The following is a 24,711-nucleotide window of genomic DNA, read 5'->3' on the forward strand; positions in this document are numbered from 1 at the left end:
CTCTTCGAAATCCTTAGAAAGGAGGTGATCCAGCCGCAGGTTCCCCTACGGCTACCTTGTTACGACTTCACCCCAGTCGCTGACCCTACCGTGGTCGGCTGCCTCCTTGCGGTTAGCGCACCGGCTTCGGGTAGAACCAACTCCCATGGTGTGACGGGCGGTGTGTACAAGGCCCGGGAACGTATTCACCGTAGCATGCTGATCTACGATTACTAGCGATTCCACCTTCATGCTCTCGAGTTGCAGAGAACAATCCGAACTGAGACAACTTTTGGAGATTAGCTCCGCCTCGCGACGTTGCTGCCCACTGTAGTTGCCATTGTAGCACGTGTGTAGCCCAGCCCATAAGGGCCATGAGGACTTGACGTCATCCCCGCCTTCCTCCGGCTTATCACCGGCAGTCCCTCTAGAGTGCCCAACTTAATGATGGCAACTAAAGGCAGGGGTTGCGCTCGTTGCGGGACTTAACCCAACATCTCACGACACGAGCTGACGACAGCCATGCAGCACCTGTATCCAATCCAGCCGAACTGAAGGAATCCATCTCTGGAAACCGCGATTGGTATGTCAAGGGCTGGTAAGGTTCTGCGCGTTGCTTCGAATTAAACCACATGCTCCACCGCTTGTGCGGGCCCCCGTCAATTCCTTTGAGTTTTAATCTTGCGACCGTACTCCCCAGGCGGTGAACTTAATACGTTAGCTCCGTCACCAAGATGCAAGCATCCTGACGACTAGTTCACATCGTTTACGGCGTGGACTACCAGGGTATCTAATCCTGTTTGCTCCCCACGCTTTCGCGCCTCAGCGTCAGTATCGAGCCAGATAGCCGCCTTCGCCACTGGTGTTCTTCCTAATATCTACGAATTTCACCTCTACACTAGGAATTCCGCTATCCTCTCTCGATCTCTAGACTGCAAGTTATAAAGGCAGTTCCCAGGTTGAGCCCAGGCCTTTCACCTCTATCTTTGCAATCCGCCTACACGCCCTTTACGCCCAGTAATTCCGAACAACGCTCGCACCCTTCGTATTACCGCGGCTGCTGGCACGAAGTTAGCCGGTGCTTCTTCTACTGCTACTGTCATCATCCTCACAGTTGAAAGAGTTTTACAACCCTAAGGCCTTCTTCACTCACGCGGCATGGCTGGATCAGGGTTGCCCCCATTGTCCAATATTCCCCACTGCTGCCTCCCGTAGGAGTCTGGGCCGTGTCTCAGTCCCAGTGTGGCTGATCATCCTCTCAGACCAGCTATAGATCGTAGGCTTGGTAGGCCATTACCCCACCAACTACCTAATCTAACGCGGGCTCATCATAGAGCAATAAATCTTTCCCCCGTAGGGCGTATGCGGTATTAGCAGTCGTTTCCAACTGTTATCCCCCACTCCATGGTAGATTCCCACGCGTTACTCACCCGTGCGCCACTGTCCAGTACCCGAAAGTACCTTCTCGTTCGACTTGCATGTGTTAAGCCTGCCGCCAGCGTTCGTTCTGAGCCAGGATCAAACTCTCAAGTTGACCTGACTTCTGTCAAAAAACAGAACTCAAATTTATTACTGACTAGGTTTTGTGTAACTTATTTCGAATAAGATACATGAAACTAGCTAGCTCGTTGCCACTAACAACAAACCGCCGTCCACGCATCCCTTCCAATTCATATCAACAATGTCAAACAACAAAGCTTCCAAACCAGGTCCGAAAGCACAACGATAGAGAGCTATAAGCTCTTTTTCGTTCTATATTTTCTTAAAATATACTGCCTGGAATTAAGCTGTGATGAAAATCACAAATCCAAGGCTGGCTATTATAAGTCGGTTAAAAATTAGATCAAGTTATTATTTGAACTTTTCTCTAACCGTCCAGCGCGTCTTTCAGTGTGTCACCGTTGTCTGCGCCGGTGAAGCTGGGTTATAAGGAGGTCGTTGGGTCTTGTCTATAGAAAAAAACAAAAAAAGGCGTTTTTTTTTACAGCTCTCACAAAAGTCCCAGTTTCTCTAGCTCTTCAAGCATTTCTTCCGGCATTTTTTCTGATTCGCCATCCCCAAACGATTCGTAATCAGAGGCATCTGACGGAGTATCCTCTGCCCTTAAATAGCGCCACCCTTGAAAAGGACGGTGTTTACGACTTCGTACCCGAACAAGCTTCGGATCAAGGATAAAGCGAGTCATGGATTTCCCCTCACTATCCTCAACCCGAATGATATCCTTAACAAGCTGCCTTGCTCTCACCTGGCCTTTAATCACCCAATAGATAGATCCGCCTGCGATGATTTCCTCACGTCTTTTTGGAAACATTCGCGTTTGGTGAAAAATTTCCCCGTACTGGGCCAAACGAAGCGCTTGAAATTCTTCCAGAGTATCCGGGCTTTCAGAACCAACAGATAATTTAATCAGGTGCAGAGGCATGGAAAACTTACTCGATCAACTATTTTACAACAAACAAGACCAACTCAGATGATCCCAAAAAGCAATAAGTCCCAAAAGTAATACCAAAAGTAATAAGTGACGCACTTACAATCTAAACACTAGCAGATACAAAAGTTACCTAGACTTACTCTGGATCTCTTTTTTCAGGCTTGCTTCTTGAATAAGACATAATTTCAGAAAATCCAAATAACAAGAGCATGACGCTAACAACAATTTGAATAGAGACAACAGCTTTAATTCCATCAGTCACTGGAATGATGTCGCCATAACCGACGGTACTGAGGGTAATGATAGAAAAGTACAAACTTTCTAGAAAAGATATTGCCCGGACTTCCCCCTGAATCGAAAAGTGAGTTACCGTGCTGTAGTGATCAATGATGCGGTAGAGAAAGCCGAAAACCATGACATTCATGGAATAGAAGGTCAGGAAAGCAAAGGCGGGCATTATGAGCATTTCAATACGGAGAAAAAATGCCTCGAACAAAAGTCCTGCCTCTAACAGAAAAGTCGCGACGTCTTTGCTCACGACGCTAACAACAAGTGTAATGCCCCCCATAGACGCAAAGAAAATAACGTCCCCCCAAAGAACCGGAATTGAGTTTTCTGGAATAAAGAAGGTCGCGATACCGATAAGACCTATGGGAAACAACCACTTAACAGATCTAACGGTTAACCCCTTGGCATTTTCGCGGTGCTCAACGACTACAGATTTTATGCTTTTCCGATTAATCCAGGTTCCGGCAAAGAAGCCCAGAATAGGCATAAAATAACCTATCCCCAACAGCTCCCCACTTACAAAGCTGAAGTTTGCCGTTACAAAGAAACTAAACAGGCATGTATAGAGAGCAATAAAGTTTGCAACTGATATAGAGAAGAAACGACTGCCCGGGAAAACGCTGTAGAGATAAACAACGTTAAAAACGACTGCAGAAAAATAGACGATAAACTGAACAAAATTTACAGAGCCTATGGCCAAGGCCACGAGGAGAAAAATAAATGCTGTAAAGCCTGCAGCCTTCCAGCTGCCGCTTTTGACAGTCGGCATTACCACCTCCCCCTTTTCACACTACGAATGAAAGCCCCAATCACCATCCCTTCTTTACAATCCATTCTTCGAGCAAAGGCATTCGGTCATAGCCCCAGAAAGGCTCATTATTAAAAATAAAATAAGGACTGCCAAAGACACCGACATCTTGAGCCTCATCAACAGCAGATCGCAGTTCATCTTTAATGCTTTGATCTTTTAACCCCACCTCAATTTCATCGACATTAAAGCCAAGCGCAGCGACAAGATCTGTAACGGTTCCGATATCTGAAATATCAAGCCCCATTTGATATCCGGCTTTAAAAACATTCTTGGCAAAGGTATGCGCCAAGGTTTTGTCTTGTTGCTTAAGCCAGTAAAACGCACGGCACGCAGCAAGAGACATAAAGGGTATTTTAGGCGGCATAATAAAGGGTAGCCTTTTTAACCGTGCCGTCCGTTCCAGATCATGTTGGGCATAGTCCTGTTTCAAAGGCACAGAAAGCAGCGGCCGTGCCCCGGTTTTCTTAAAAATAGCTCCAAGTAAAATAGGGTGCCACTGAAGCGTTAAATCGTGCCGTTCAGCAAGTTTATTGACATCCATTGCTGCGAAGTACGCATAGGGGCTGGAGAAATCAAAATAAAAATCCAGCGCCTTGTTCATGCGTCATCTTCCTGCAAAATTTGTCGACTGATAACCAGACGCTGTATATCTGATGTGCCTTCATAGATCTGACATACCCGAACATCACGGTAGATACGCTCGACCTCGTAATCACGAAGATACCCATATCCGCCGTGGATCTGGATCGCGTCTGAACACACACGCTCTGCCATTTCAGAGGCAAAGAGCTTGGCCATTGAAGCCTCTTTCAAACAGGGTTCACCATTATCGCGTAAGCGCGCAGCCTCTAACAACATTAACTCGGCGGCCTGTAAAGAAGTCGCCATATCAGCAAGGCGGAAAGCAACGGCCTGATGCTTGGCTATTTCCTTCCCAAAGGTTTTGCGCTCCTTAGCATAGCTTTTGGCTAACCTGTATGTACTACGTGCCATGCCAATGGATTGTGAAGCGATACCAAGTCGCCCTCCTTCCAAGTTGGAAAGTGCTATCTTATAGCCTTCCCCTTCAGCACCTAACAGGTTGTCTTTTGAAATTTTACAATCTTCAAAAACAAGATGTGCTGTGTCCGAAGCGTGCTGCCCCAGCTTGTCTTCGACATTCGCACAGGAGAACCCCGGTGTTTTTGTCGGCACAATAAAAGCAGAAATACCCTTTTTGCCCGCATCAGGATCAGTAACAGCAAAGACAATTGCAATATCGGCATTTTTACCCGTTGAGATAAATTGCTTTGATCCATTGAGGATATAGTGATCGCCGTCTCTTCTTGCTTTCATCTCCAAAGCAGATGCATCAGAACCAGCGCCCGGCTCTGTGAGACAAAAACACCCCAGTAACTCACCCGCAGCAAGAGGCTTTAGATAGGTCTCTTTTTGCGCTTCTGTGCCATAGTTCAGAATAGGGGAACAAACCAGTGAGTTCTGAACAGACATAATGGTCGAGCAAGAACCATCGCCAGCTGCAATTTCAATCAAGGCCAACACATAGGAAATATGATCGGTCCCTGCCCCGCCATATTCCGGCGGTACCAGCATCCCCATAAATCCGAGTTCCCCGAGTGCATCAATTGCATTCCGGGGGAAAATTGCTTCTTTGTCCCACTCTGCCGCAAAGGGTGCGAGCTGCTCACGCGCAAATGATTGAGCCGTCTCGCGAATTAAAGTTTGCTCTTCGCTAAAGCGTGATGACATAGAAACACCTCTCTACCAGGGAATTATCGTCCCGTCATAATTAAAAAATTGTCCGGTTTGCTCATGCGTTACCTTGCCAATGAGTTTACGTAATCCGGATACCGACTTTGAAATCGTTAGCGGCGCTTGTTCTCCGCCCATATCTGTTTGAACATGACCTGGGTGGACACAAATGACGGTGACCCCCTGTTCCTCGAGGTCCACAGCCAAACTCTTGGTCACAACATTCAAGGCTGACTTGGAAGAACGGTAAACATAAGCGCCACCGCTTGCGTTCTCTGCAACTGATCCCATTTTACTGGAAACATTAACAATCAGCTTCCGATCACTGCCAGCGACATGTTCAATAAAATTCTCAACCATGCGCAAGGGGGCCATCGTATTAACCGCAAAAGTATGCGCCCAGTCCTCATAATCGATTTCGCCAAAGCCAAGCCGTGGACCGTAATAGCCGGCGTTGTTGATCAGAATATCAATTTTCTCATCAAGCATGCCACGGGCAAGGCTTGCCACGCGAAGACCATCGGTTACATCCAGTTTATGGAGGTTAATATCCCCCTCAACACCATGAAGGCCTTTTGCTTTATCCGGTTGACGGCAGCAGGCATGAACCTTCCAGCCATCAACAGCAAATGATTGCGCAAAAGCAAGTCCGATACCCTTATTGGCACCTGTGATTAAGACACTTGGCACGTAGCCACCCCATAGTCAGTTATCCCGATGGACATATTTTGTCCTTCGCGCACCTTACGCCTTTCCTATTTCCAGTCAACACGCAGAAGCTTAATCAAACTGCGTAGTTAGTATGAATTTTGGAATTATCTATCATAACGCGACTTGTTGTTTCAAAGTAAATTTGAGAGGATTTCCCGGTAACCAGTTGTATTTAAATAAAACAAATGGTTATTTTTATACAAACATCAGATATAGAAAATCTGCACTTAAAGTCATCAGAGCAAGAATATTGCAGCTAACCCCAAAAAGGCAAAAAAGCCAATTACATCAGTAACTGTGGTCAAAAACACGCTGGAAGCAACAGCCGGATCGATTTCAAATTTTTCCAATCCCAAGGGGATAAGTGTCCCGCACAGCCCAGCAACAACCATGTTAATAATCATCGCCGCACCGATAACCAAAGCCAAAGCAGCCTGATCAAACCAGAGCCATGTAACAAAACCAGTCAGTACCGCAAAGAGAAACCCGTTGATAATCCCAATGATAAGCTCTTTCCCCACAAAACGGGCAGCATTCGCTTCGGAAAGATCTTTCATAGCCAATGATCGCACGGCAACAGTCAGAGTTTGCGTACCTGCATTCCCCCCCATAGAAGCCACAATTGGCATTAAAACAGCCAAGGCGACAACTTTTTCGATCGTGGCATCAAACAGACTAATGACAAGTGATGCCAGAACAGCCGTCAAGAGGTTGACCCCAAGCCAGGTAAAACGGGCTTTTGTTGTATCCGCCACATCTTCATAAAGATCGGGCTCGCTCACCCCACCCATTTTCATGAGGTCATCGCCGGCCTCTTCATCAATAACGTCAACAACGTCATCAACCGTAATGACACCAACCAAACGACCGCTTTCTTCGACAACGGGTGCCGAAATCAAGCCATATTGACGGAACATGTGCGCAACATCTTCTTGATCCCGCTCCAGAGGGATAATACGCATATCATCGTCCATCACTTCATCCAGACGGACATGACGACGCGATCTCATAACACGACTGGCTGGAATAAATCCCACAGGATGATGTCGGGGATCGACAACAAAGATATCATAGAAATCATCAGGCAAATTATCGCTGACACGCATGTAATCAATTGTCTCGCCAATGGTCCATACCGAAGGCACAGCAACGATTTCTCGTTGCATCAAACGCCCGGCTGAATCTTCTGGATAACTCAGACTTTCTTCTATAACACGGCGATAGGCTTGTGGTAGAGCAGCAAGGATATGCATCCGGTGATCTTCATCAAGATCCTGAACCAATTCGACCGCATCATCACTGTCCAGTTCCTGAACCAGTTTGGCGATGCCTTTCGGACCAAGCCATTCAACGATTTCTTCACGGATAGTTTCATCAAGATAGGGAAGAATTTCAGGGTCAAACCCGGCCCCAATCACCTCCATCAAGCGATAGCGCTCATCCCGGCCAAGGATCTCAAGCAGGTCGGCGGTATCAGCCTCGTGAAGACCTTCAACCAGATCTTCAACATCTGAGTCCCTGCTTTCTTCAAGCGCATCCTCAACCGCATGAATAAGGTCAGAAGAAAGGCCAAAGCTTTCATCTTCTGAGAGATTTTGAAGATCACTATTATTTTTTGTATCTTCCATCATCTCATCCCCTACCGCTTTTTGTTCTGATGCTGCTACTCTGGTGCTGCTTTTTACGTTTACTCTTCTGATTTCTAGTACAGGAGGAACGTTACCTTTTTATGCAACGCCCCCCTAAGTACTTATCAGACCCAATATTTTCAGGCGATTATTTTTGAATCCGCCTTTCTCTGTTCTGTGCATCAACTACAGCAATTGCGGTCATGTTAACAACCCCTCTTCCTGTGACAGAAGGTGTTAAAATATGCGCCGGTTGAGCAGCACCAACCAGGATCGGACCAACAGGTAAGCCATCTTCAACAGTTTTCATCAAATTGAAAGCAATGTTGGCTGCATCAAGATTGGGAAAAATCAAAAGGTTCGCGGGCCCGGTTAAATTCGAATTGGGGAATACCCGATCTCTCAGTTCTGTATCAAGTGCAGCATCAGCATGCATTTCACCGTCGACCTCCAGCTCAGGATCCATCTCTTCGATCAAACAAAGAGCTTTGCGCACACGGCAGGCTGATTCGCTATCCGAGCTACCAAAATTAGAGTGAGAAAGTAGTGCCACCCTAGGCTTAAGACCAAAACGGCTAACATGCTTTGCCGCAAGGATTGTGGTTTCAGCCAGCTGTTGAGACGTTGGTTCTTGCGTTACGTAAGTATCCGCCATGAAATAAGTGCCACTTGGCATTAACATCAGATTGATAGACGAGAAATCGGATACACCTTCTTGAAGCCCCAGAACACCACGTACGTGTTTAAGGTGACGATGATAACCGCCAGTCACCCCACAGATCATGGCATCCGCGTCTCCACGATAAACAGCAAGGGCAGCAATAACGGTATTACGTGTACGAACGATCACTTTCGCTGTTTCAGGAGAGATTCCCTTACGCTCCATCAGACTGTGATATGTCGTCCAGTAATCGTTATAGCGAGGATCATCCTGCGGGTTAATGATTTCAAAGTCTTTCCCAACTTTGAGTTTAATTCCCACCTTGTCCATGCGCATCTGTACAACATCCGGTCGCCCAACGACGATCGGCACGGCCATTTTCTCATCGATGGCCACCTGTACCGCTCGCAATACGCGCTCGTCCTCACCTTCGGCATAGATAACCCGTTTGGGATCTTTTTTAGCACGTTCAAAGAGAGGCTTCATCACCAAGCCAGAACGATAAACAAAGCGTTTCAGTTTTTCGCAATAGGCATCAAAATCTTCGATAGGGCGACTAGCCACACCCGTTTCCATTGCAGCCTTGGCAACGGCAGGTGCAATAATAGCAATAAGGCGCGGATCAAAGGGGCTGGGAATAATGTAATCCGGACCAAAGTTTTTGGCTTCGCCACCCATGGCCTTGATAACAATTTCATCCTGCTCTTCCATCGCAAGATCAGCAATCGCCTTCACACAGGCAACTTTCATCTCTTCGTTGATTGCAGTTGCCCCAACATCCAGAGCGCCGCGGAAGATATAAGGAAAACACAAAACGTTATTGACCTGGTTTGGATAGTCAGAGCGTCCGGTCGCCATGATGGCATCATCACGGATCGCTTTGACTTCTTCTGGCATGATTTCAGGTGTCGGATTTGCCAAGGCCATAATAATAGGATCTTTGGCCATTTGCTTGACGTACTCAGGCTTTAAAACCCCCGGCGCTGAAAGGCCCAAGAAAATATCAGCTCCCTCAATAACGTCAGACAGGGTTCTCGCATCAGTTTTCTGCGCAAAAACAGACTTCCAGCGGTCCATAAGTTTCTCGCGGCCTTCGTAGACGACGCCTTCAATATCTGTAACCCAGATATTTTTACGATCAATGCCCAAAGAAACCAAAAGATTGAGACAGGCGAGCGCCGCAGCACCAGCCCCGGAAGCCACCACTTTGACGTCTTTTTTCTTCTTTTTCACAAGGCGCAGCGCATTGTAGATAGCGGCAGCCACAATAATAGCCGTACCGTGCTGATCATCGTGAAAAACGGGAATGTTCATTTTTTCGCGAAGTGCGTCTTCAACAATAAAACATTCCGGCGCTTTGATATCTTCCAGGTTGATGCCGCCAAAAGTGGGCTCCAACGCTGAAATTACGTTAATCAGTTTATTCGGATCGGTCTCATCAATTTCGATGTCAAAAACATCAATACCTGCAAACTTTTTGAAAAGAACCGCTTTTCCTTCCATAACAGGCTTGGATGCAAGTGGGCCGATTGCCCCTAGCCCCAGAACAGCCGTACCATTGGATATCACCCCGACCAGATTACCGCGTGAGGTCACGGTAGAAGCTTCGGCGGGGTCATCGACAATGACTTCGCAAGCCGCAGCAACCCCTGGCGAATAGGCCAAGGCCAAATCGCGCTGGTTACCAAGTGGCTTGGTTGCGGAAATTTCAAGTTTTCCAGGTGTAGGATAGCGATGATAGAATAATGCAGCGTCGCGCAGGTCTTGCGTCATAAAGTTTATTGCTCCTTAGGGCAGTCGATGCCTTATATATAAGTTGGGAACGGCTCGTTCCTGCCAATGACGGTCTTGACAGTGTGACGCATAAGAGCGACACCCTGACGCGATTAAAACATAGCAATCCATGCGATGCCATAGATAGGATGAGTAAAACCGTGAAAAATTTCCCAACACTCCCAACGACACTCCCAAATGATGGGCCAGAGGGTAAAGTTGAGGATGGAACACAAGTCTCGCAAGGGGAGCTGGGAATCGAGTGGCGCATAACTGAAAATCACGTTACTTATCCGGATGCCCTGAACTTCATGGAAGACCGCGTTGGGAAGATTTTCAAGAAAGAATCTCCACAAACGATCTGGCTATTGGAACATCCTCCTCTCTATACCGCGGGAACATCGGCCGATAAGGAAGACCTGATCGATCCGGATCGCTTTCCGGTTTATGATGCTGGTCGTGGCGGTCAGTATACTTATCATGGTCCGGGACAGCGTGTTGCATATGTCATGTTAGACCTCAATCTATACAACAAAGACGTTCGCAAGTTTGTGTTTAATCTGGAAGAATGGATTATACGCACACTGGCAAAATTCAATCTAAAGGGCGAACGCCGCGAAGGTCGTGTCGGGATCTGGATTGATCGTGGAAATGGGCGTGAGGACAAGATCGCAGCGATTGGTGTTAGAGTTCGAAAATGGATTACCTTTCACGGCATTGCCATTAATCTTGATCCTGACCTGTCCCACTTTGAAGGCATTGTCCCCTGTGGAATAAATCAACACGGTGTGACGTCTCTCGTTGACCTTGGACTTTGCGTCTCAATGGAAGACCTGGATGTTGCCATGAAAGAATCTTTTTACGAGGTTTTCAAACCAAAAGATTTACCAAGCTAAGGAAGCTTGTAACTATCTGATCTGAATGAAGTCCAGTTCATTGACCAAAGCCGATGTATCATTAATTTCCTCCACCGAGATCACATTGGCATGCTCAGGCCCGTCATGGCATAACTTGGCAAGAATATCGACTTTTTCGGCCTCTCCTTTTACAACGGCTTCGACCTGTCCTGTCGACAAATTTCGAACCCATCCGACGAGCCCGAGATTTTTGGCCGTATCAACAGTCCATCCACGGTACCAGACACCCTGGACCCGTCCTGTTATAAGTAGGCGGACTTGTTTATCAGACATTTAATATTTCTCCGAAAATAAAAATTCCCATTTATCAGTCAAAACTATTACTTTAAAACTCATCACTCTTTATTGCTTTTCACCAAAAAATCTACAAAAGCTCGAACCCTCTGAGGTAAATGCTTTTTCACTGGTCTAACGATATAAAGTGGAAGTTCAGGCAGGATCAAATCAGTTTGTAAAACACAAAGCGCCCCCTCCTCAATCAGTGCCTCACACATCGTTTTAGGAAGAAAACCAACACCTTTTCCGTGGACGACAAGACTTTTAGCCAACTCGAAACTTTTGGTCCGAACAAAGGTTCCTTCTTTTGAAAGGCCGAGACTGGCAGCCATACCTGTTGGATCAAATAGATCCATCTTGTCCAAGGCTTTTGCCAAAGATTTCCCTGCCTTCTGCGGCAATAAATCAGACCTTGCAACAAAGACCATCTTCCCTGAGCCAAATTTCCTTGCGATGAGACCATCATTGCCCGGACTTTTGCCACGGAGAGCCAAATCAATATTTTCCGAAACCATGTCCAACAAGTCGTCATTAACATTAACATCGAATGACACCTCGGGGTGTTGTTTATGGAAATCACTCAATAATTCCACGAACCTGTCTTTGGGAAGATCTATAGGGATAGTCACACGAATAAGGCCTCTTAATACCTCTTGATCCTCAAATTCCTGCTCCAATGTCTTCAGGGTATCAATTGCCTCAAAGCACCGTTCATAATAACGCTGACCTTCGTGAGTTAATGATACTTGCCGCGTTGTTCGATTTAACAATGCAACGTTCAAGCTTTCTTCCAACGCTTGAATTCGGGCACTTATAGTCGAACGAGGTACTAAAAGCTGTTTACTGGCTTTGGTAAAGCTCTCGGTCCTTGCGACTTCGAGAAAAGTCTGAATTTGAATAAAAGAAACCATTGTCCATAAAAATTAGATAGTTTAAATAATATTATCCATCTAATTCAATCAAAATTGCTCCTGTATTGTCAATTCACAATTCTTGATAATTCTAACAGGTATAAAGACATGGATCGTCGCAAATTTTTGAGAACTAGCCTTCTTGCAATCCCCGCAACAGCTCTGCCGCTTTCACAAGCACAAACAAGCTCGCTTCCAAGTCAACAAAATAAAACAAACACTTATCCTGATTTAAAAGTTTCATGGTTGGGCAGCGCTATGCTTTTGATTCAATTCAACGGCTTTAATATTCTGACTGACCCCTGTTTAGGGGGCGGGGAAAATGCATTTATGATGGGGAACCCAAATGAAATGTTTGACCTTTCAAAAGGTCCAAATATCATACAACACAAAAGAATTAGTCCTGCACCTGAATTAGGGGAGACAGCGATCCACCAGATCATTTTGAGCCATGGTCACGAAGATCACTTTGATCAAAAAGCTCAAGAAGATTTAGATAAATCCATTCCCGTTATCCTACCACCTCATGATCTTAAAAAAGTAAAAAATGTGGGGTTCCGTGAACCTGAGACATTGGATTGGGGCGCCCATAAAACCATACAGTTACAAAATTCTTCAATTAAAATAACTGCTATGCCCGCCTATCATTCCGAAAATCCTGAGATTGCCAAGATCCTCGGAAAAGGAAATGGTTATTACTTCGAATTCTCTCAAGGAAACTGGCAACGTAATATATACTGGGCGGGTGATACCTTTGGCACAACAAAGGTAATAGAAGCCCTGAAAGCCTTCAAAAAGCCAGATCTCATGATTCCTCATATGGGTGGTGTCGGTACGACAGGACCTCTTGGAAAAATTAGTATGGAAGCAAAAGATCTCATTCCCTTTGTGGAGAAGATAGAGCCTAAAAAAATACTGCCAATTCACCATTCCACTTATGAGTTATATCTCGAAAAAATCAGCCAAGTCGCTCTTAAAAATGATGAGTATCTATTCAACCTCAATTTACTTTCAGAAGGAAGTGTTCTTTCAATTCCCTAGTTAGTCCCCTTATATAAAAACAAATACGTACTGATGCTACTTAAAAGAATAGATTAGTTCCATGAGGGGCGACTGTTGTAGTTAGCCCCCTTACTTCCTATCTTATGTAGCAGCTATGGGGAGTAGATTGATGTTAAACACAGGATTAGTTGAGAAACTGGAAACGCTGGGTTCGTTATCAAACTCATGGCGAACAGGAACGATTGAAATTAACGATATTGCACCTGGCGACTGTGTTCTTTCAACGAGTGAATTAACCCTGAATTATGCACTTGCACCCATTAGTAAAAGGTACAGATCAGGTAATCTCGCACATTATGGTACAGGAACAGGATGGATGGTACCCTCGGGCATTAACATTCAATGTGGTTATGAGACATCTTCACGGAGCTTACGTCTTATTCTCCCTCTGAAAACATTGCGTGATGTATTGCCAGAAAGTCAATCTATTCCTGATCTTCCTGTATGTTGTCTGGAAGATCCGACCATTCTCCAGTTGGTTTTAAATCTTTATGATTCCAGTCAAGAGGATGATGCCTATTCAGCCCTTTATCGAGATACCATGACACTCGCTTTGGCCTCTCACCTCTATTGAGCTTATGCTCGCATCGAAGATACAAAAACCCAACATCGCGATCCCCGCCTCAAGCGTGTTATTGAATATATCGAAGATAATTTAGACAAACAGATGACTCTTGATGAGCTTGCCAATGTTGCAACAATGAGCCGCTATCACTTTGCAAAAATGTTTAAAGACTTAACAGCTCTACCGCCACATCGTTTTCTTGCAGAGAGAAGAATTGAGAAGGCTAAATCTCTTTTAATGACATCAAAGGCCTCTACTGCAGAAATTGCATATCAAGTCGGGTATAACAGCCAGAGTAATTTCACTCAAACGTTTCGGCGTTTAACAGGTCTTACCCCTGCAAAATATAGGGGAGTTAAGGTCTAGATTAGACCTGAAACATCCAAATACCCCAAGATTTTGATAAACTATCCCAAGAACGGGTCTGTTATAATTTCCTGATCGTTTCTATTTTCATGTCATAGCCATACGTAAGAATAAGGCCATAAACATAGAACTTGTCAGGAAATCAACCATGATTACTTTCACATTAAATAATGAGAAAAGATCGGTGGACGCCGATCCGGATACGCCACTTCTGTGGGTTATTCGTGACGAAATCGGACTTACAGGAACAAAGTTTGGATGTGGTGCAGGACTGTGTGGCGCCTGTACAGTTCACCTGGATGGTGAGCCCGTAAGATCTTGCCAAACCTTGATTAGTGATGTTGCCGAACTCAATATTACGACGATTGAAGGCATTGACGGAAAAGCTGCCAAAGCCATTCAAACCGCTTGGGAGGAAATAGAAGTTCCTCAGTGCGGATATTGTCAATCAGGTCAAATTATGTCGGCAACTTCTTTACTCGCCCAAAACCCTAAACCAAGCGACGCAGAGATTGATGAAGCCATGGATGGCAATGTTTGTCGCTGCGCCACCTATGTACGCATTAGAAAAGCCATTCATCACGCTTCAGATTTGATGGAGGCTTAAGGATATGACGACAACAAAAGCATTAAATTCAAGCCGCCGTACATTCCTCAAAGGTGCAGGAGTAACCACCGGGTTGCTTGTTGGCTTTCATATTACAGGTAAAGGTGTTGTTGCGGCATCACCAAACCATGCATTTTCGCCAAACGCATTCGTGCGCATTGGTACAGATAATCTGGTTACCGTAATAGCAAAACACATCGAATTTGGACAAGGTAGCCATACAGGCCTCGCAACAATTCTGTCTGAAGAACTCGATGCCAGTTGGGAACAGATCCGCATTGAATCTGCCCCAGCGGATGCTCGTAAATATAACAACCTCTTTTGGGGTCCCTATCAGGGAACTGGTGGATCAACAGCCATCGCAAATTCATGGATGCAGCTTCGTGAAGCAGGCGCAAAAGCCCGTGCCTTACTGGTACAGGCCGCAAGCACAGAATGGGATGTTCCTGTAACAGAAATCACCGTTTCTGACGGCGTTGTAAGGCATGAGAGTTCATCAAAGGAACAAACTTTTGGTGAACTCTCAGAAAAAGCGTCTCAACAACAAGTCCCGGAAAAAGTTCAGCTAAAAACACCCGATCAATTCAAACTTATCGGGCGTAACGTCAATCGCAAAGATATTGCCCCTAAAACCAACGGTTCGGCTGTCTATACCTTGGATATAAGTCGCCCCGGGATGGTTGTCGCCGTTGTAAAACGTCCACCACGGTTTGGTGGCTTGGTTAAGTCCTTTGATGATAGTGACGCAAAAGACATCAAAGGTTATGTCGGGACTGTTACAACACCCCGTGGTGTTGCCGTAATGGCAAAAAACACGTGGGCGGCCATAAAAGCACGCGAAGCAATCACAGTTGATTGGGATGACAGCCAAGCTGAAATGCGGGGTTCAGAACAGATAATGGCTGAATACCGTGAGCTAGCCAAAACACCCGGATTACCTGCACGCAATGATGGGGATGCAACAACGGCTATTGCAGAGGCGAAACATACACTTGAAGTCAGTTATGATTTTCCTTATCTCGCTCATGCACCAATGGAAACGTTGGATTGTGTTATTGAGTTGACAGACCAAGGTGCTGAGGTTTGGACAGGGTCTCAAATCCCAACGGGTGATCAACAAACTGTTGCAACCATCCTTGGGTTAAAGCCCGAGCAAGTCATAATCCATACCCAACTTGCCGGCGGTAGCTTTGGACGCCGCGCGACGTCCGATGCCGATATGGTTTCAGAAGCCGCAATGATCGTCAAAGCAAGTAAAGGTAACGTACCTGTAAAGGTCGTGTGGACCCGCGAGGACGACATTCAAGGCGGCAGATATCGCCCAGCCTATCACCATAAACTCAAAGCCGGACTTGATGACCAAGGGAACATCACGGGATGGCAACATTCTATCGTCGGGCAATCCATCGTGGCTGGTACGGCTTTCGAAGCCTTTCTGGTTAAAGATGATATTGATGCAACATCTGTAGAAGGTGCTGCGAACCTCCCCTATGCCATACCAAATATATCTGTGGATCTGACCACAACGGATGTAAAGGTACCTGTTCTCTGGTGGCGTTCTGTAGGTTCTACACACACCGCCTATTCAACGGAAACCTTTATTGATCAACTGGCAAGCAAAGCAGGAAAAGATCCCGTTGATTTCCGCCGTTCCATGCTGAAGGACCACCCTCGCCATCTGGCAACACTTAATCTGGTGGCAGAAAAAGCAAATTGGGGCTCACCAATTACCGAGGGACGATATCGCGGTATTGCAGTTCACGAAAGTTTCAGTTCTGTGGTCGCACAAATCGCTGAAATCAGCTTTGACGAAGACGGCGTTTTAAAAGTTGAAAAGGTTTGGTGTGCTGTAGATTGCGGAACTGTTGTCAATCCGGATATTGTCAAAGCGCAGATGGAAGGCGGGATCGGCTTCGGTTTAGGTGCTGTTCTCCGCAATACTGTCACGCTGGATGAAGGTATCGTTGATCAATCAAATTTCCATGATTACGAGCCTCTTCGCCTGACAGACATGCCGGAAGTCGATGTTTACATCGTTCCAAGCGAAGCTGCACCAACTGGTGTTGGCGAACCCGGCGTCCCGTCAATTGGTCCCGCTGTAGCAAACGCAATCTTTGCCGCAAAAGGCCAAGTAGTCACCAAACTCCCGTTCAGCGAAGGTATGCCCGATTTGGTATAGTCCTTAAGCTAGACCGCAGAACCAAACAAGCCGGGGCAAGTAACATTGCCCCGGCTTGTTTTATTTGGATCAAATGGCCTGAAATGAAAGCAACCAATACCCAACCTGTGCGCTTTACGACGCTATTTCATAGGGCGTTTGCAGTGCGTTATTTGCAGACTTGGCAATTGATTCTGAATCCAAACCAAAGTGACGATAAAGATCGCCAATAGTCCCGGTTTGACCAAAGTGCTCAACACCAAGGGGAATTGTTCGATGTCCGCCAACAGCCCCAAGCCATGACAGTGTTGCCGGATGACCATCAATAACAGTCAAAATAACACAGTGCTTCGGCAAGCGAGAGAACAGCTGTTCAACATGACTTGTTGCCTGACGATTGCCCCGGCTGCGATCCCGTTGTGCCGCAGTCCATCCCGCGTTTAATCGGTCAGCTGACGTCACCGCAAGAACACCGACATCACGATTATGTTGAGAAAGCTTACCAGCGGCATCAATGGCTTCATTAGCAACGGCACCTTGATAAACAATCACCAGCTCACAGTTGGGGCCCGGTTTACGCATCCAGTAAGCCCCATCAATAACCCCCTGTTCAAAGTCAGCATTTGATCTTTGTCCTGGCTGTTCCAACGGGTTTGTCGTCAAACGAAGATAAACGGATCCCCCGGTTTCATCTCGAAGCCAGGTTCGTTCGTTCGGCTCACCTTCACCATCACGCTGCATATAGTCAAAAGCCCATCCCATGATAATTGCAAGCTCATCCACAAAAGCAGGTTCAAAAGCGGCCAAACCATCCTGAGACATGCCAATCAAAGGTGATCCAATAGATTGATGAGCTCCACCTTCCGGGGCCAGTGTGATACCAGATGGTGTGCCGACAATCATGAAACGCGCATCCTGATAACACGCATAGTTCAGGGCATCCAAACCTCTGGCAACGAACGGGTCATAAACAGTTCCGATTGGTAACAGACGCTTGCCATAAAGCGAATGTGACAAACCCGCAGCACCTAGAAGCAGAAACAAGTTCATTTCTGCTATACCAAGTTCGATATGCTGCCCTTCCGGGGTAAACTCCCACTTCGCTGTTGAAGGAATTTTCTCGTTAATAAAGGTATCGCTCTGTTCACTACGGGCAAAGAGTTTACGGCGATTCACCCAAGGCCCCAAATTGGTTGTTCCCGTCACGTCTGGTGATGTTGTTACGATACGCTGCGCAAGTTCTGAACTCCCCTTGGAAAGATCGTCAAGAATTTTACCAAAGCCCATCTGGGTCGATATTTCGCGGTCACTTGCTAACTCAATTTTGGGAACCTCGACAACCGCATCAGAATAGCGTCGCGTGCCTTTGGCAAAGAAAGGCGCTTGATCCAGAAAGCTCTGTAATCCCTTAACATCAGAAACCGCAGCGAATTTCTCCCACTCCTGTCCTTCGGGCACCCTCATATGAGTTTGCCACTCAGCCATTTGAGGCTTGTTCATCAATCCACCGTGATTGTCCTTATGCCCGGCAATCGGTGTCCCCCATCCTTTAATGGTATAGGCCAAGAAGCAAACGGGTCTGTCATGATCAATGGCATCGAATGTTTCTGCCATGGTCTGAACGCAGTTACCACCCAGATTTTCCATCAACTCGGCAAGCTCATCATCACTGCGCTTGTTAATCAGGGCAGTCACATCTCCTTGATCCCCCAAGGCATCCATCAGACGTTCGCGCCACACCTTACCGCCCATGTAGGTCAGGGCAGAATAAAGCTGGTTCGGACAGTTATCGATCCAGTCTTTTAGCTTCTCCCCGCCCGGTTCTTCAAATGCTGCACGTTGAATGTGGCCGTACTTTACCCGAACCACATCCCATCCAAAGGCATCGAAAATTTGCTCTATGCGTTGGAACAAGCCTTCGCGCACAATTCCGTCAAGGGACTGACGGTTATAATCAATAATCCACCAGGTATTACGCAGATCGTTTTTCCATCCCTCTTGCAGGGTTTCGTAAATATTGCCTTCATCCAATTCCGCATCCCCGACAAGGGCAACCATGCGCCCAAGCGCAAGATCCTGGCCCCATGATTTCGCCTGAATGTAATCCTGAACCAAAGACGCAAAGGATGTTATCGCAACACCCAAACCAACTGAGCCTGTTGAAAAATCAACATCATCGATGTCTTTTGTTCGGGAAGGATAAGACTGAACGCCCTTGTACCCTCTGAAATTTTGCATCTTTTCTAGGGTCTGGTTCCCCATCAGATATTGCATGGCATGAAAAATTGGCGACGCATGAGGTTTCACAGCAACACGATCTTCGGGTTTCAGAGCGGAGAAATAAAGCGCGGTCATGATAGACACCATTGATGCCGAAGAGGCCTGATGCCCGCCGACCTTGATACCATCTTCCTTGGCGCGCAGATGATTGGCATTGTGGATCATCCAATGCGAAAGCCACAGCAGTCTTTGCTCGATTGTTTTTAGATGATTAATTTTTATTTGGCTCTCTTTATTTGGCACAACGCTCTCCTCTCAAAACCCATATCTCAGGGAACAATAAAATACGCTCCTAAATGTTACTGACAGTAAAGTTATTAGGGGTAACTATTGTTCAATATTAGAAGATACCACCTAATAAAAAGCGATATCTTGCTATTTGTAGGTAATTTGATTTAGATGTTAGGTGAATTTAATATTTTTAAGGATTTTTTAGTGGCTTCACCTAATTTAGATGAGATAGATATTCGAATCTTACGCGAGCTGAGAAATGATGGGCGGATCACCGCAGCAGAACTCAGCCAACGTGTTGGCCTTAGCGTAACCCCGGTTATCAGGCGACTTAAACATCTTGAAAATACGGGTATCATCACGGGCTATGTCGCTTTAATCGACGAAGTTGCCCTTGGCTATGAAATGTCCGTGTTTGTCTCCGTCAAGCTAGACAAACAAATAGATGCAGCCATCGAAAACTTCGAAACAGAAATGTTAAAGTTTCCAGAGGTTGTCGATTGTTGGTTGATGACAGGGCACAGAGACTATCTATTACGTGTTGCCATCACTGGCTTGAAAGAGTTTGAAGCGTTAATGATTGAACGGCTCGTCAAAATCAACGGCGTCGCTTCCATCGAATCATCCATTCCGATACGTAGGGTAAAATCAGGTATTTCGAGAACGCCTTAATACCAGTTGTAATCGACTGTCCTAAAAAATTAATAGAGCTGATACTTTCCAGATATCAGCCCTATTAATCATTTTACTCAAGAATAAATAGGAAAACGAAGACAGATACTTGCGACCTGTTTTTTAGATTTTTGAATAACGGATTCTTCTTCCTCAGTACCAGCTGCTAAAATCATTTTGCTGATCATCTGACCCAATTCAGAAAACTCAGTTTCCTTCATGCCTCTTGTTGTTGCCGCACTCACACCGAGGCGTAAACCAACCCAATCAACCGGGCGCTTGCGATCAAAAGGGATCGGATTTTTGTTCGATGTAATATCTGCACGCTCCAAAAGTCTTTCAATCGCTTGCCCGGTCTTTTTCTGCGCACTGAGATCAAGAAGAACAATGTGCGTATCTGTTCCGCCAGAGACAAGATCAATCCCGTTTCCTAAAAGTGTCTCAGCCAAGGTATGGGCATTATTCTTTATCTGTCTCGTGTAGGCCTTGAACTCTGGCTGTAAAGCTTCACCGAGACAAACCGCTTTTGCTGCCAGAACCTGCGTATGAATAGATCCTTGCACGCCCGGAAAAACAGCAGCCTGCAGCTGCTTTTCATAGTCAACAGACTTGGAAAGGATAATTCCCCCGCGAGGACCACGCAGTGTTTTAGTGGTTGTGCAAGTTACAAGATCGGCATGGGGTATCGGGCTAGGATGAACACCCCCCGCAACCAAGCCAGCGAAATGCGCCATATCAACATGAAAAAGCGCCTCTACTTTTTGCGCAATCATCGCCATGCGCTCGAAATCAATCTCTCTTGGATAGGCAGACCCTCCGGTAATTAATAGTTGGGGGCGAATTTCCAACGCCAGATCTTCCAGCTTGTTATAGTCGATCTGCCCGGTTTCCCGCTCCACACCATAGTGATGCGCTTCGAACCATCGGCCTGACAGATTGGCACCCAGGCCATGACTTAAATGACCACCAGCAGCGAGATCAAGGCTCAAGACCCTGTCACCGGGCTTGAGAAGTGTGAAGAAAACAGCCAGATTGGCTTGGCTACCAGAATGAGGCTGAACATTTGCATAGGCACAGTTAAACAGCTCTTTAGCTCGATCAATTGCTGCTTGTTCAACAACATCGACATAACGCCCACCGCCATGAAAGCGCGCACCGGGATAACCTTCGAGTGTTTTGTTCGTCATCTCATGCCCCAAGGCATCAAGAACCGCGCGACTGACAATATTCTCAGATGCAATTAATTCTATCTGGTTTTGTTGACGGGCTTTTTCATTTTGCAAAGCCTCGGCAATTAACGAGTCAGTCGCTGAAACGGGGGCGTCAAAATATACTGACATCTGAAATATTCCTATAAAAGTATGCGCCAGCCCAAACAGAAAGGTTTAATCACTATATACAGATTTAAACGCGACCAACATTCAAGTTAGCTTTATTCAAGCTGGCGCAATTGAGTTGCTGTCTCTTGAGGACCCCGTAATGATCGCGCAAATTCTATAGACGTCGCAAATCAGTTTTGCTATATCTTAGGCCTAGAAAAACTGAGTCTTATTTTCATGACTATAGCTCCTCCTCGCCCACAAATCCCCCCCTTGAACTCTCTCCGCGCTTTTGAAGCTGCAGCGCGACTTGGTGGGTTTTCGTCGGCAGCAGAGGAACTTTGCGTAACGCCGGGTGCCGTGGCGCAACACGTTAAATCATTGGAAGCATGGGTCGGTGCCGATCTTTTCATTCGTCGATCTCAAGGCGTAGAACTCACTGAATTGGGGCAAAACGTTCTTGTGGATTTTAGCGCTGCTTTTGATCAGCTTGGTCTTGCTGTGCAAACCTTACGTTCACAAGCAACGCCCAAACACATCCGCATTGCTGCTCTTCCCAGTATTGCTCAACTCTGGCTTTCTCCCAAACTTCCTTTTATTCGGGAAGCGGCGCCAGAGCTTACAATCTCGGTCACTGCACTGGAAAAAGAGCCAAATCTTCAGCGTGAACCTTTTGATTTAAGTATTTTCTACCGAGAAAACGTGAACAGTGAACAAGATGCTTTTTCCACGACATACGAAGTCTGTAAGGATATCATCTTTCCAGTTTGCTCGCCGCAGGTTGCGAAACGACTGCAAAACCAAGAAGACTTGAATAAAGAACTGTGCCTTCACGACGCATCCTGGGCAAATGACTGGGCTAACTGGATTTCTTATGCCTTCACGGATAATTCTTTAAACACAGATGGCCCTGTTTTCTCCCTCTACGGCCTCGCCATAGAAGAAGCCCGTAATGGCGCAGGCATTATGATGGGGCATAAAGCACTTGTGGAAAATCACCTGAAAGATGGTAGTCTGGTCGCGCCTTACGACAAGGCATTAATGCTGGATCGTGCTCTGGTAATCGAGACGGCAAAATCAGCAAAAGACAATCCCCATCTTGATTTAATAATCAAAACATTGTTGGACCAATAAACCATCAATAGATAACAACAAGCCCCTGGTGACTTTGTTTTTAAAGATTCCAAGAAGTGTCACATTTATGCAATGGCACGTAAGTAATCGTAAAGCATTCAAAAATGATAAAGCCGACTCCCATCAAGGCTGTCGCGCGTTCAGGAGTGCAACATGATTGATAACAAAAACGAAGACCTTTCTTTTGATGAATTTGATGAAATCTCCAATCCCGGTCCAGAAGTGACCGAGTTTGAGCAGGTTGTAGAACGCGCCATGTCGCGCCGTAATTTTCTTGGCGGTGGTTTGGCCATCGGGGCATCTGCCTTTGTTTTGGGATCGACAGCTTTAACGCCTTTTAATGCAAAAGCTGCAAACAGTTTTGATTTTGAGCCCATCCCGGCAAACTCTTTGGATACCGTTACAGTTCCCAAAGGGTATTCATGGCAGGTTGTGACCCAATGGGGCGATGAACTATGGTCAAAATCGGTTCCATTCGATCATAAAACCCGTGGTACAGGGGAAAGTCAGGAGCTTGCCATTGGTGATAACAATGATGGCATGTCGCTCTTTACAGTTGGCGGGCACCATTTGCTGATCTCTAACAATGAATACACAAACCGCAGCATTATGTATGACAACCGTGAGAGCAAGTTACCGGAAACAGCCGATGACATTCGCAAAGGCAAAGCCGCTCATGGTGTTACTGTGGTAGAGGTAAAACAAGACGGCAAGAAATGGAATATTGTAAAAGATTCCAAATATAACCGCCGTATTACTGCTGATTCACCTATGGAAATTTCTGGCCCGGCACGTGGTCATGACCTGCTGAAAACATCTGCTGATCCTTCCGGTACGCAGTCGCTCGGCACATGGAATAACTGTGGAAATGGTCGTACTCCTTGGGGCACATATCTCGCTTGTGAAGAAAACTTCAATGGTTACTTCTCTAGCAGCGATGAAAACTACACGCCAAGTGATGAACTGAAACGCTATGGCGTCAAGAACGAAGACTGGGGTTATGCCTGGGCTACCGAAGACGAGCGTTTTGATATCAGCAAAAACCCGAATGAGCCAAACAGAGCTGGCTATGTAGTAGAAATAGATCCAAGTGATCCAACATCAACACCCAAAAAACGTACGGCACTGGGTCGTTTTAAACACGAAAATGCAGAAGTCGTCGTTAATAAAGACGGTCATGTTGTCGTGTACATGGGTGATGACGAGCGCGGTGAATTCATCTATCGCTTTGTATCCAAAGGCAAGTTTATTGAAGGTGGCAACAATGCAGATCTTCTGGATGAAGGTCAGCTTTACGTTGCCAAATTCAACGATGACCAAAGTGGTGAATGGCTGGAACTTTCCCCTGCCACAACGGACATGAAGTCTCAGGCTGAAGTTTGTATTCATGCCCGCATCGCTGCTTCAAAAGTTGGTGCTACGACGATGGATCGCCCAGAGTGGGTCGCATCACATCCGAAAAAGGCAGAGATTTACTGTGCTTTGACCAACAACAAAAATCGCGGAAAGAAACCAAATGCAGGCGGCGACGAAACACCTGTAACAGGCCCGAACCCGCGTGCAGCGAACCTCTATGGCCAGATTGTTCGATGGAGACCTGAGGGAGAAAACCATACTTCAGATGCTTTCTCTTGGGATCTATTTGTTATGGCTGGAAACCCCACCGTCCACAAAGATGCCTATGCAGGTTCCAAGAACATTGACGCACACAATATGTTCAACTCACCCGATGGTATCTCATTCGATAACAATGGTAAGCTCTGGATCCAGACCGATGGCAAATATTCCAACAAGGATGATTTTGCGGGTATGGGAAATAACCAGATGCTGATCGGAGATACCGAAACCGGTGAAATTCAACGCTTCCTTGTTGGTCCTAAAGAATGCGAAGTTACAGGCATTACCTGGAGCGAAGACCGCAAAACAGTTTTTGTGGGTATACAACACCCGGGAGAAAAAGGTGACAGCACATTCCCCGGTGGCGACGGGACGGCACCAAGATCTGCAATCATTGCAGTCACTAAAGATGACGGAGCGATTATCGGATAAACCCTTAAATAATCACTTATCGTCGTTAGCGGGGAAGATCTTCTTCCTCGCTAACTCTTTTTGGCAACACTAATCAACACTACTTTAGATTTTGTAAATAATTTATCGCTACCCTAGATTGCAATCAATA

At 46.1% G+C, this 24,711-nt stretch carries 20 protein-coding genes and 1 rRNA gene; 9 read left to right on the forward strand and 12 right to left on the reverse strand.

Annotated features, from left to right (window positions below; translation table 11 throughout):
* Positions 1–17: 17 nt before the first annotated feature.
* From BKB51_RS00005 to BKB51_RS00040, 8 genes are all read right to left on the reverse strand, one after another.
* Positions 18–1,513, reverse strand: a 16S ribosomal RNA gene (locus BKB51_RS00005).
* 456 nt (positions 1,514–1,969) lie between these two features.
* Entirely contained in the window at positions 1,970–2,401 is a 432-nt protein-coding gene (locus BKB51_RS00010; RefSeq protein WP_085899059.1) for a DUF1489 family protein, read from the reverse strand.
* Between the two features lie 145 nt (positions 2,402–2,546).
* Positions 2,547–3,467 carry an ion channel gene (locus tag BKB51_RS00015; protein WP_085899060.1) on the reverse strand — a complete coding sequence of 307 codons (921 nt, stop codon included), beginning with the start codon at positions 3,465–3,467 and terminating at the stop codon, positions 2,547–2,549.
* Between the two features lie 40 nt (positions 3,468–3,507).
* A complete protein-coding gene (locus BKB51_RS00020; RefSeq protein ID WP_085899061.1) occupies positions 3,508–4,110 on the reverse strand; it encodes a 2-hydroxychromene-2-carboxylate isomerase in 603 nt (200 codons plus the stop codon).
* Positions 4,107–5,258: an acyl-CoA dehydrogenase gene (locus BKB51_RS00025; protein WP_085899062.1), complete on the reverse strand. Its 1,152-nt coding sequence runs from the start codon at positions 5,256–5,258 to the stop codon at positions 4,107–4,109. Before BKB51_RS00025 ends, BKB51_RS00020 begins: the two co-directional genes overlap by 4 nt.
* Before the next feature lie 12 nt (positions 5,259–5,270).
* A complete protein-coding gene (locus BKB51_RS00030; protein WP_085899063.1) occupies positions 5,271–5,951 on the reverse strand; it encodes an SDR family oxidoreductase in 681 nt (226 codons plus the stop codon).
* A gap of 257 nt (positions 5,952–6,208) precedes the next feature.
* Positions 6,209–7,603, reverse strand: a complete 1,395-nt coding sequence (gene mgtE / locus BKB51_RS00035) for a magnesium transporter (protein ID WP_085899064.1) — start codon at positions 7,601–7,603, stop codon at positions 6,209–6,211.
* 145 nt (positions 7,604–7,748) lie between these two features.
* Entirely contained in the window at positions 7,749–10,034 is a 2,286-nt protein-coding gene (locus tag BKB51_RS00040; RefSeq protein ID WP_085899065.1) for an NADP-dependent malic enzyme, read from the reverse strand.
* A gap of 251 nt (positions 10,035–10,285) precedes the next feature.
* On the opposite strand from BKB51_RS00040, the gene lipB reads away from it, so the two are divergent.
* A complete protein-coding gene (gene lipB / locus BKB51_RS00045) occupies positions 10,286–10,930 on the forward strand; it encodes a lipoyl(octanoyl) transferase LipB (protein WP_276327703.1) in 645 nt (214 codons plus the stop codon).
* Between the two features lie 12 nt (positions 10,931–10,942).
* Here lipB and BKB51_RS00050 read toward each other — a convergent pair whose 3' ends face one another.
* Positions 10,943–11,224: an acylphosphatase gene (locus BKB51_RS00050; protein ID WP_085899067.1), complete on the reverse strand. Its 282-nt coding sequence runs from the start codon at positions 11,222–11,224 to the stop codon at positions 10,943–10,945.
* Positions 11,225–11,286: 62 nt separating this feature from the next.
* Positions 11,287–12,138 carry a LysR family transcriptional regulator gene (locus BKB51_RS00055; RefSeq protein ID WP_085899068.1) on the reverse strand — a complete coding sequence of 284 codons (852 nt, stop codon included), beginning with the start codon at positions 12,136–12,138 and terminating at the stop codon, positions 11,287–11,289.
* 108 nt (positions 12,139–12,246) lie between these two features.
* On the opposite strand from BKB51_RS00055, the gene BKB51_RS00060 reads away from it, so the two are divergent.
* The 5 genes from BKB51_RS00060 to BKB51_RS00080 all read left to right on the forward strand — a co-directional run bounded on the left by BKB51_RS00060 (position 12,247) and on the right by BKB51_RS00080 (position 16,917).
* Complete coding sequence (locus tag BKB51_RS00060; protein ID WP_085899069.1) at positions 12,247–13,179, forward strand: MBL fold metallo-hydrolase; 933 nt, start codon at positions 12,247–12,249, stop codon at positions 13,177–13,179.
* Between the two features lie 130 nt (positions 13,180–13,309).
* Positions 13,310–13,774 carry a hypothetical protein gene (locus BKB51_RS00065; RefSeq protein ID WP_085899070.1) on the forward strand — a complete coding sequence of 155 codons (465 nt, stop codon included), beginning with the start codon at positions 13,310–13,312 and terminating at the stop codon, positions 13,772–13,774.
* 93 nt (positions 13,775–13,867) lie between these two features.
* Positions 13,868–14,131 carry a helix-turn-helix domain-containing protein gene (locus tag BKB51_RS00070; protein ID WP_085899071.1) on the forward strand — a complete coding sequence of 88 codons (264 nt, stop codon included), beginning with the start codon at positions 13,868–13,870 and terminating at the stop codon, positions 14,129–14,131.
* Positions 14,132–14,279: 148 nt separating this feature from the next.
* A complete protein-coding gene (locus BKB51_RS00075; protein ID WP_085899072.1) occupies positions 14,280–14,738 on the forward strand; it encodes a (2Fe-2S)-binding protein in 459 nt (152 codons plus the stop codon).
* 4 nt (positions 14,739–14,742) lie between these two features.
* Positions 14,743–16,917 carry a xanthine dehydrogenase family protein molybdopterin-binding subunit gene (locus tag BKB51_RS00080; RefSeq protein WP_085899073.1) on the forward strand — a complete coding sequence of 725 codons (2,175 nt, stop codon included), beginning with the start codon at positions 14,743–14,745 and terminating at the stop codon, positions 16,915–16,917.
* A 114-nt stretch (positions 16,918–17,031) separates the two neighbouring features.
* Here BKB51_RS00080 and BKB51_RS00085 read toward each other — a convergent pair whose 3' ends face one another.
* Positions 17,032–19,419 carry a transketolase-like TK C-terminal-containing protein gene (locus BKB51_RS00085; RefSeq protein ID WP_198946576.1) on the reverse strand — a complete coding sequence of 796 codons (2,388 nt, stop codon included), beginning with the start codon at positions 19,417–19,419 and terminating at the stop codon, positions 17,032–17,034.
* A 192-nt stretch (positions 19,420–19,611) separates the two neighbouring features.
* On the opposite strand from BKB51_RS00085, the gene BKB51_RS00090 reads away from it, so the two are divergent.
* Entirely contained in the window at positions 19,612–20,079 is a 468-nt protein-coding gene (locus BKB51_RS00090; RefSeq protein WP_198946577.1) for an Lrp/AsnC family transcriptional regulator, read from the forward strand.
* Positions 20,080–20,156: 77 nt separating this feature from the next.
* On the opposite strand, the gene BKB51_RS00095 is transcribed toward BKB51_RS00090, so the two are convergent.
* Positions 20,157–21,419, reverse strand: coding sequence for a serine hydroxymethyltransferase (locus BKB51_RS00095; RefSeq protein WP_085899075.1), 1,263 nt, complete (start codon positions 21,417–21,419; stop codon positions 20,157–20,159).
* Between the two features lie 216 nt (positions 21,420–21,635).
* Between BKB51_RS00095 and BKB51_RS00100 the strand changes: the two genes are divergently transcribed.
* Positions 21,636–22,532, forward strand: coding sequence for a LysR family transcriptional regulator (locus BKB51_RS00100; RefSeq protein ID WP_085899076.1), 897 nt, complete (start codon positions 21,636–21,638; stop codon positions 22,530–22,532).
* Positions 22,533–22,685: 153 nt separating this feature from the next.
* The gene (locus BKB51_RS00105) at positions 22,686–24,581 is read left to right on the forward strand and encodes a PhoX family protein (protein ID WP_085899077.1); all 1,896 of its coding nucleotides are present in this window, start codon (positions 22,686–22,688) and stop codon (positions 24,579–24,581) included.
* Positions 24,582–24,711 lie beyond the last annotated feature (130 nt).

Origin of the sequence: Kiloniella majae (assembly GCF_002118315.1) — a bacterium.
In the GTDB taxonomy this organism is placed as follows: domain Bacteria; phylum Pseudomonadota; class Alphaproteobacteria; order Kiloniellales; family Kiloniellaceae; genus Kiloniella; species Kiloniella majae.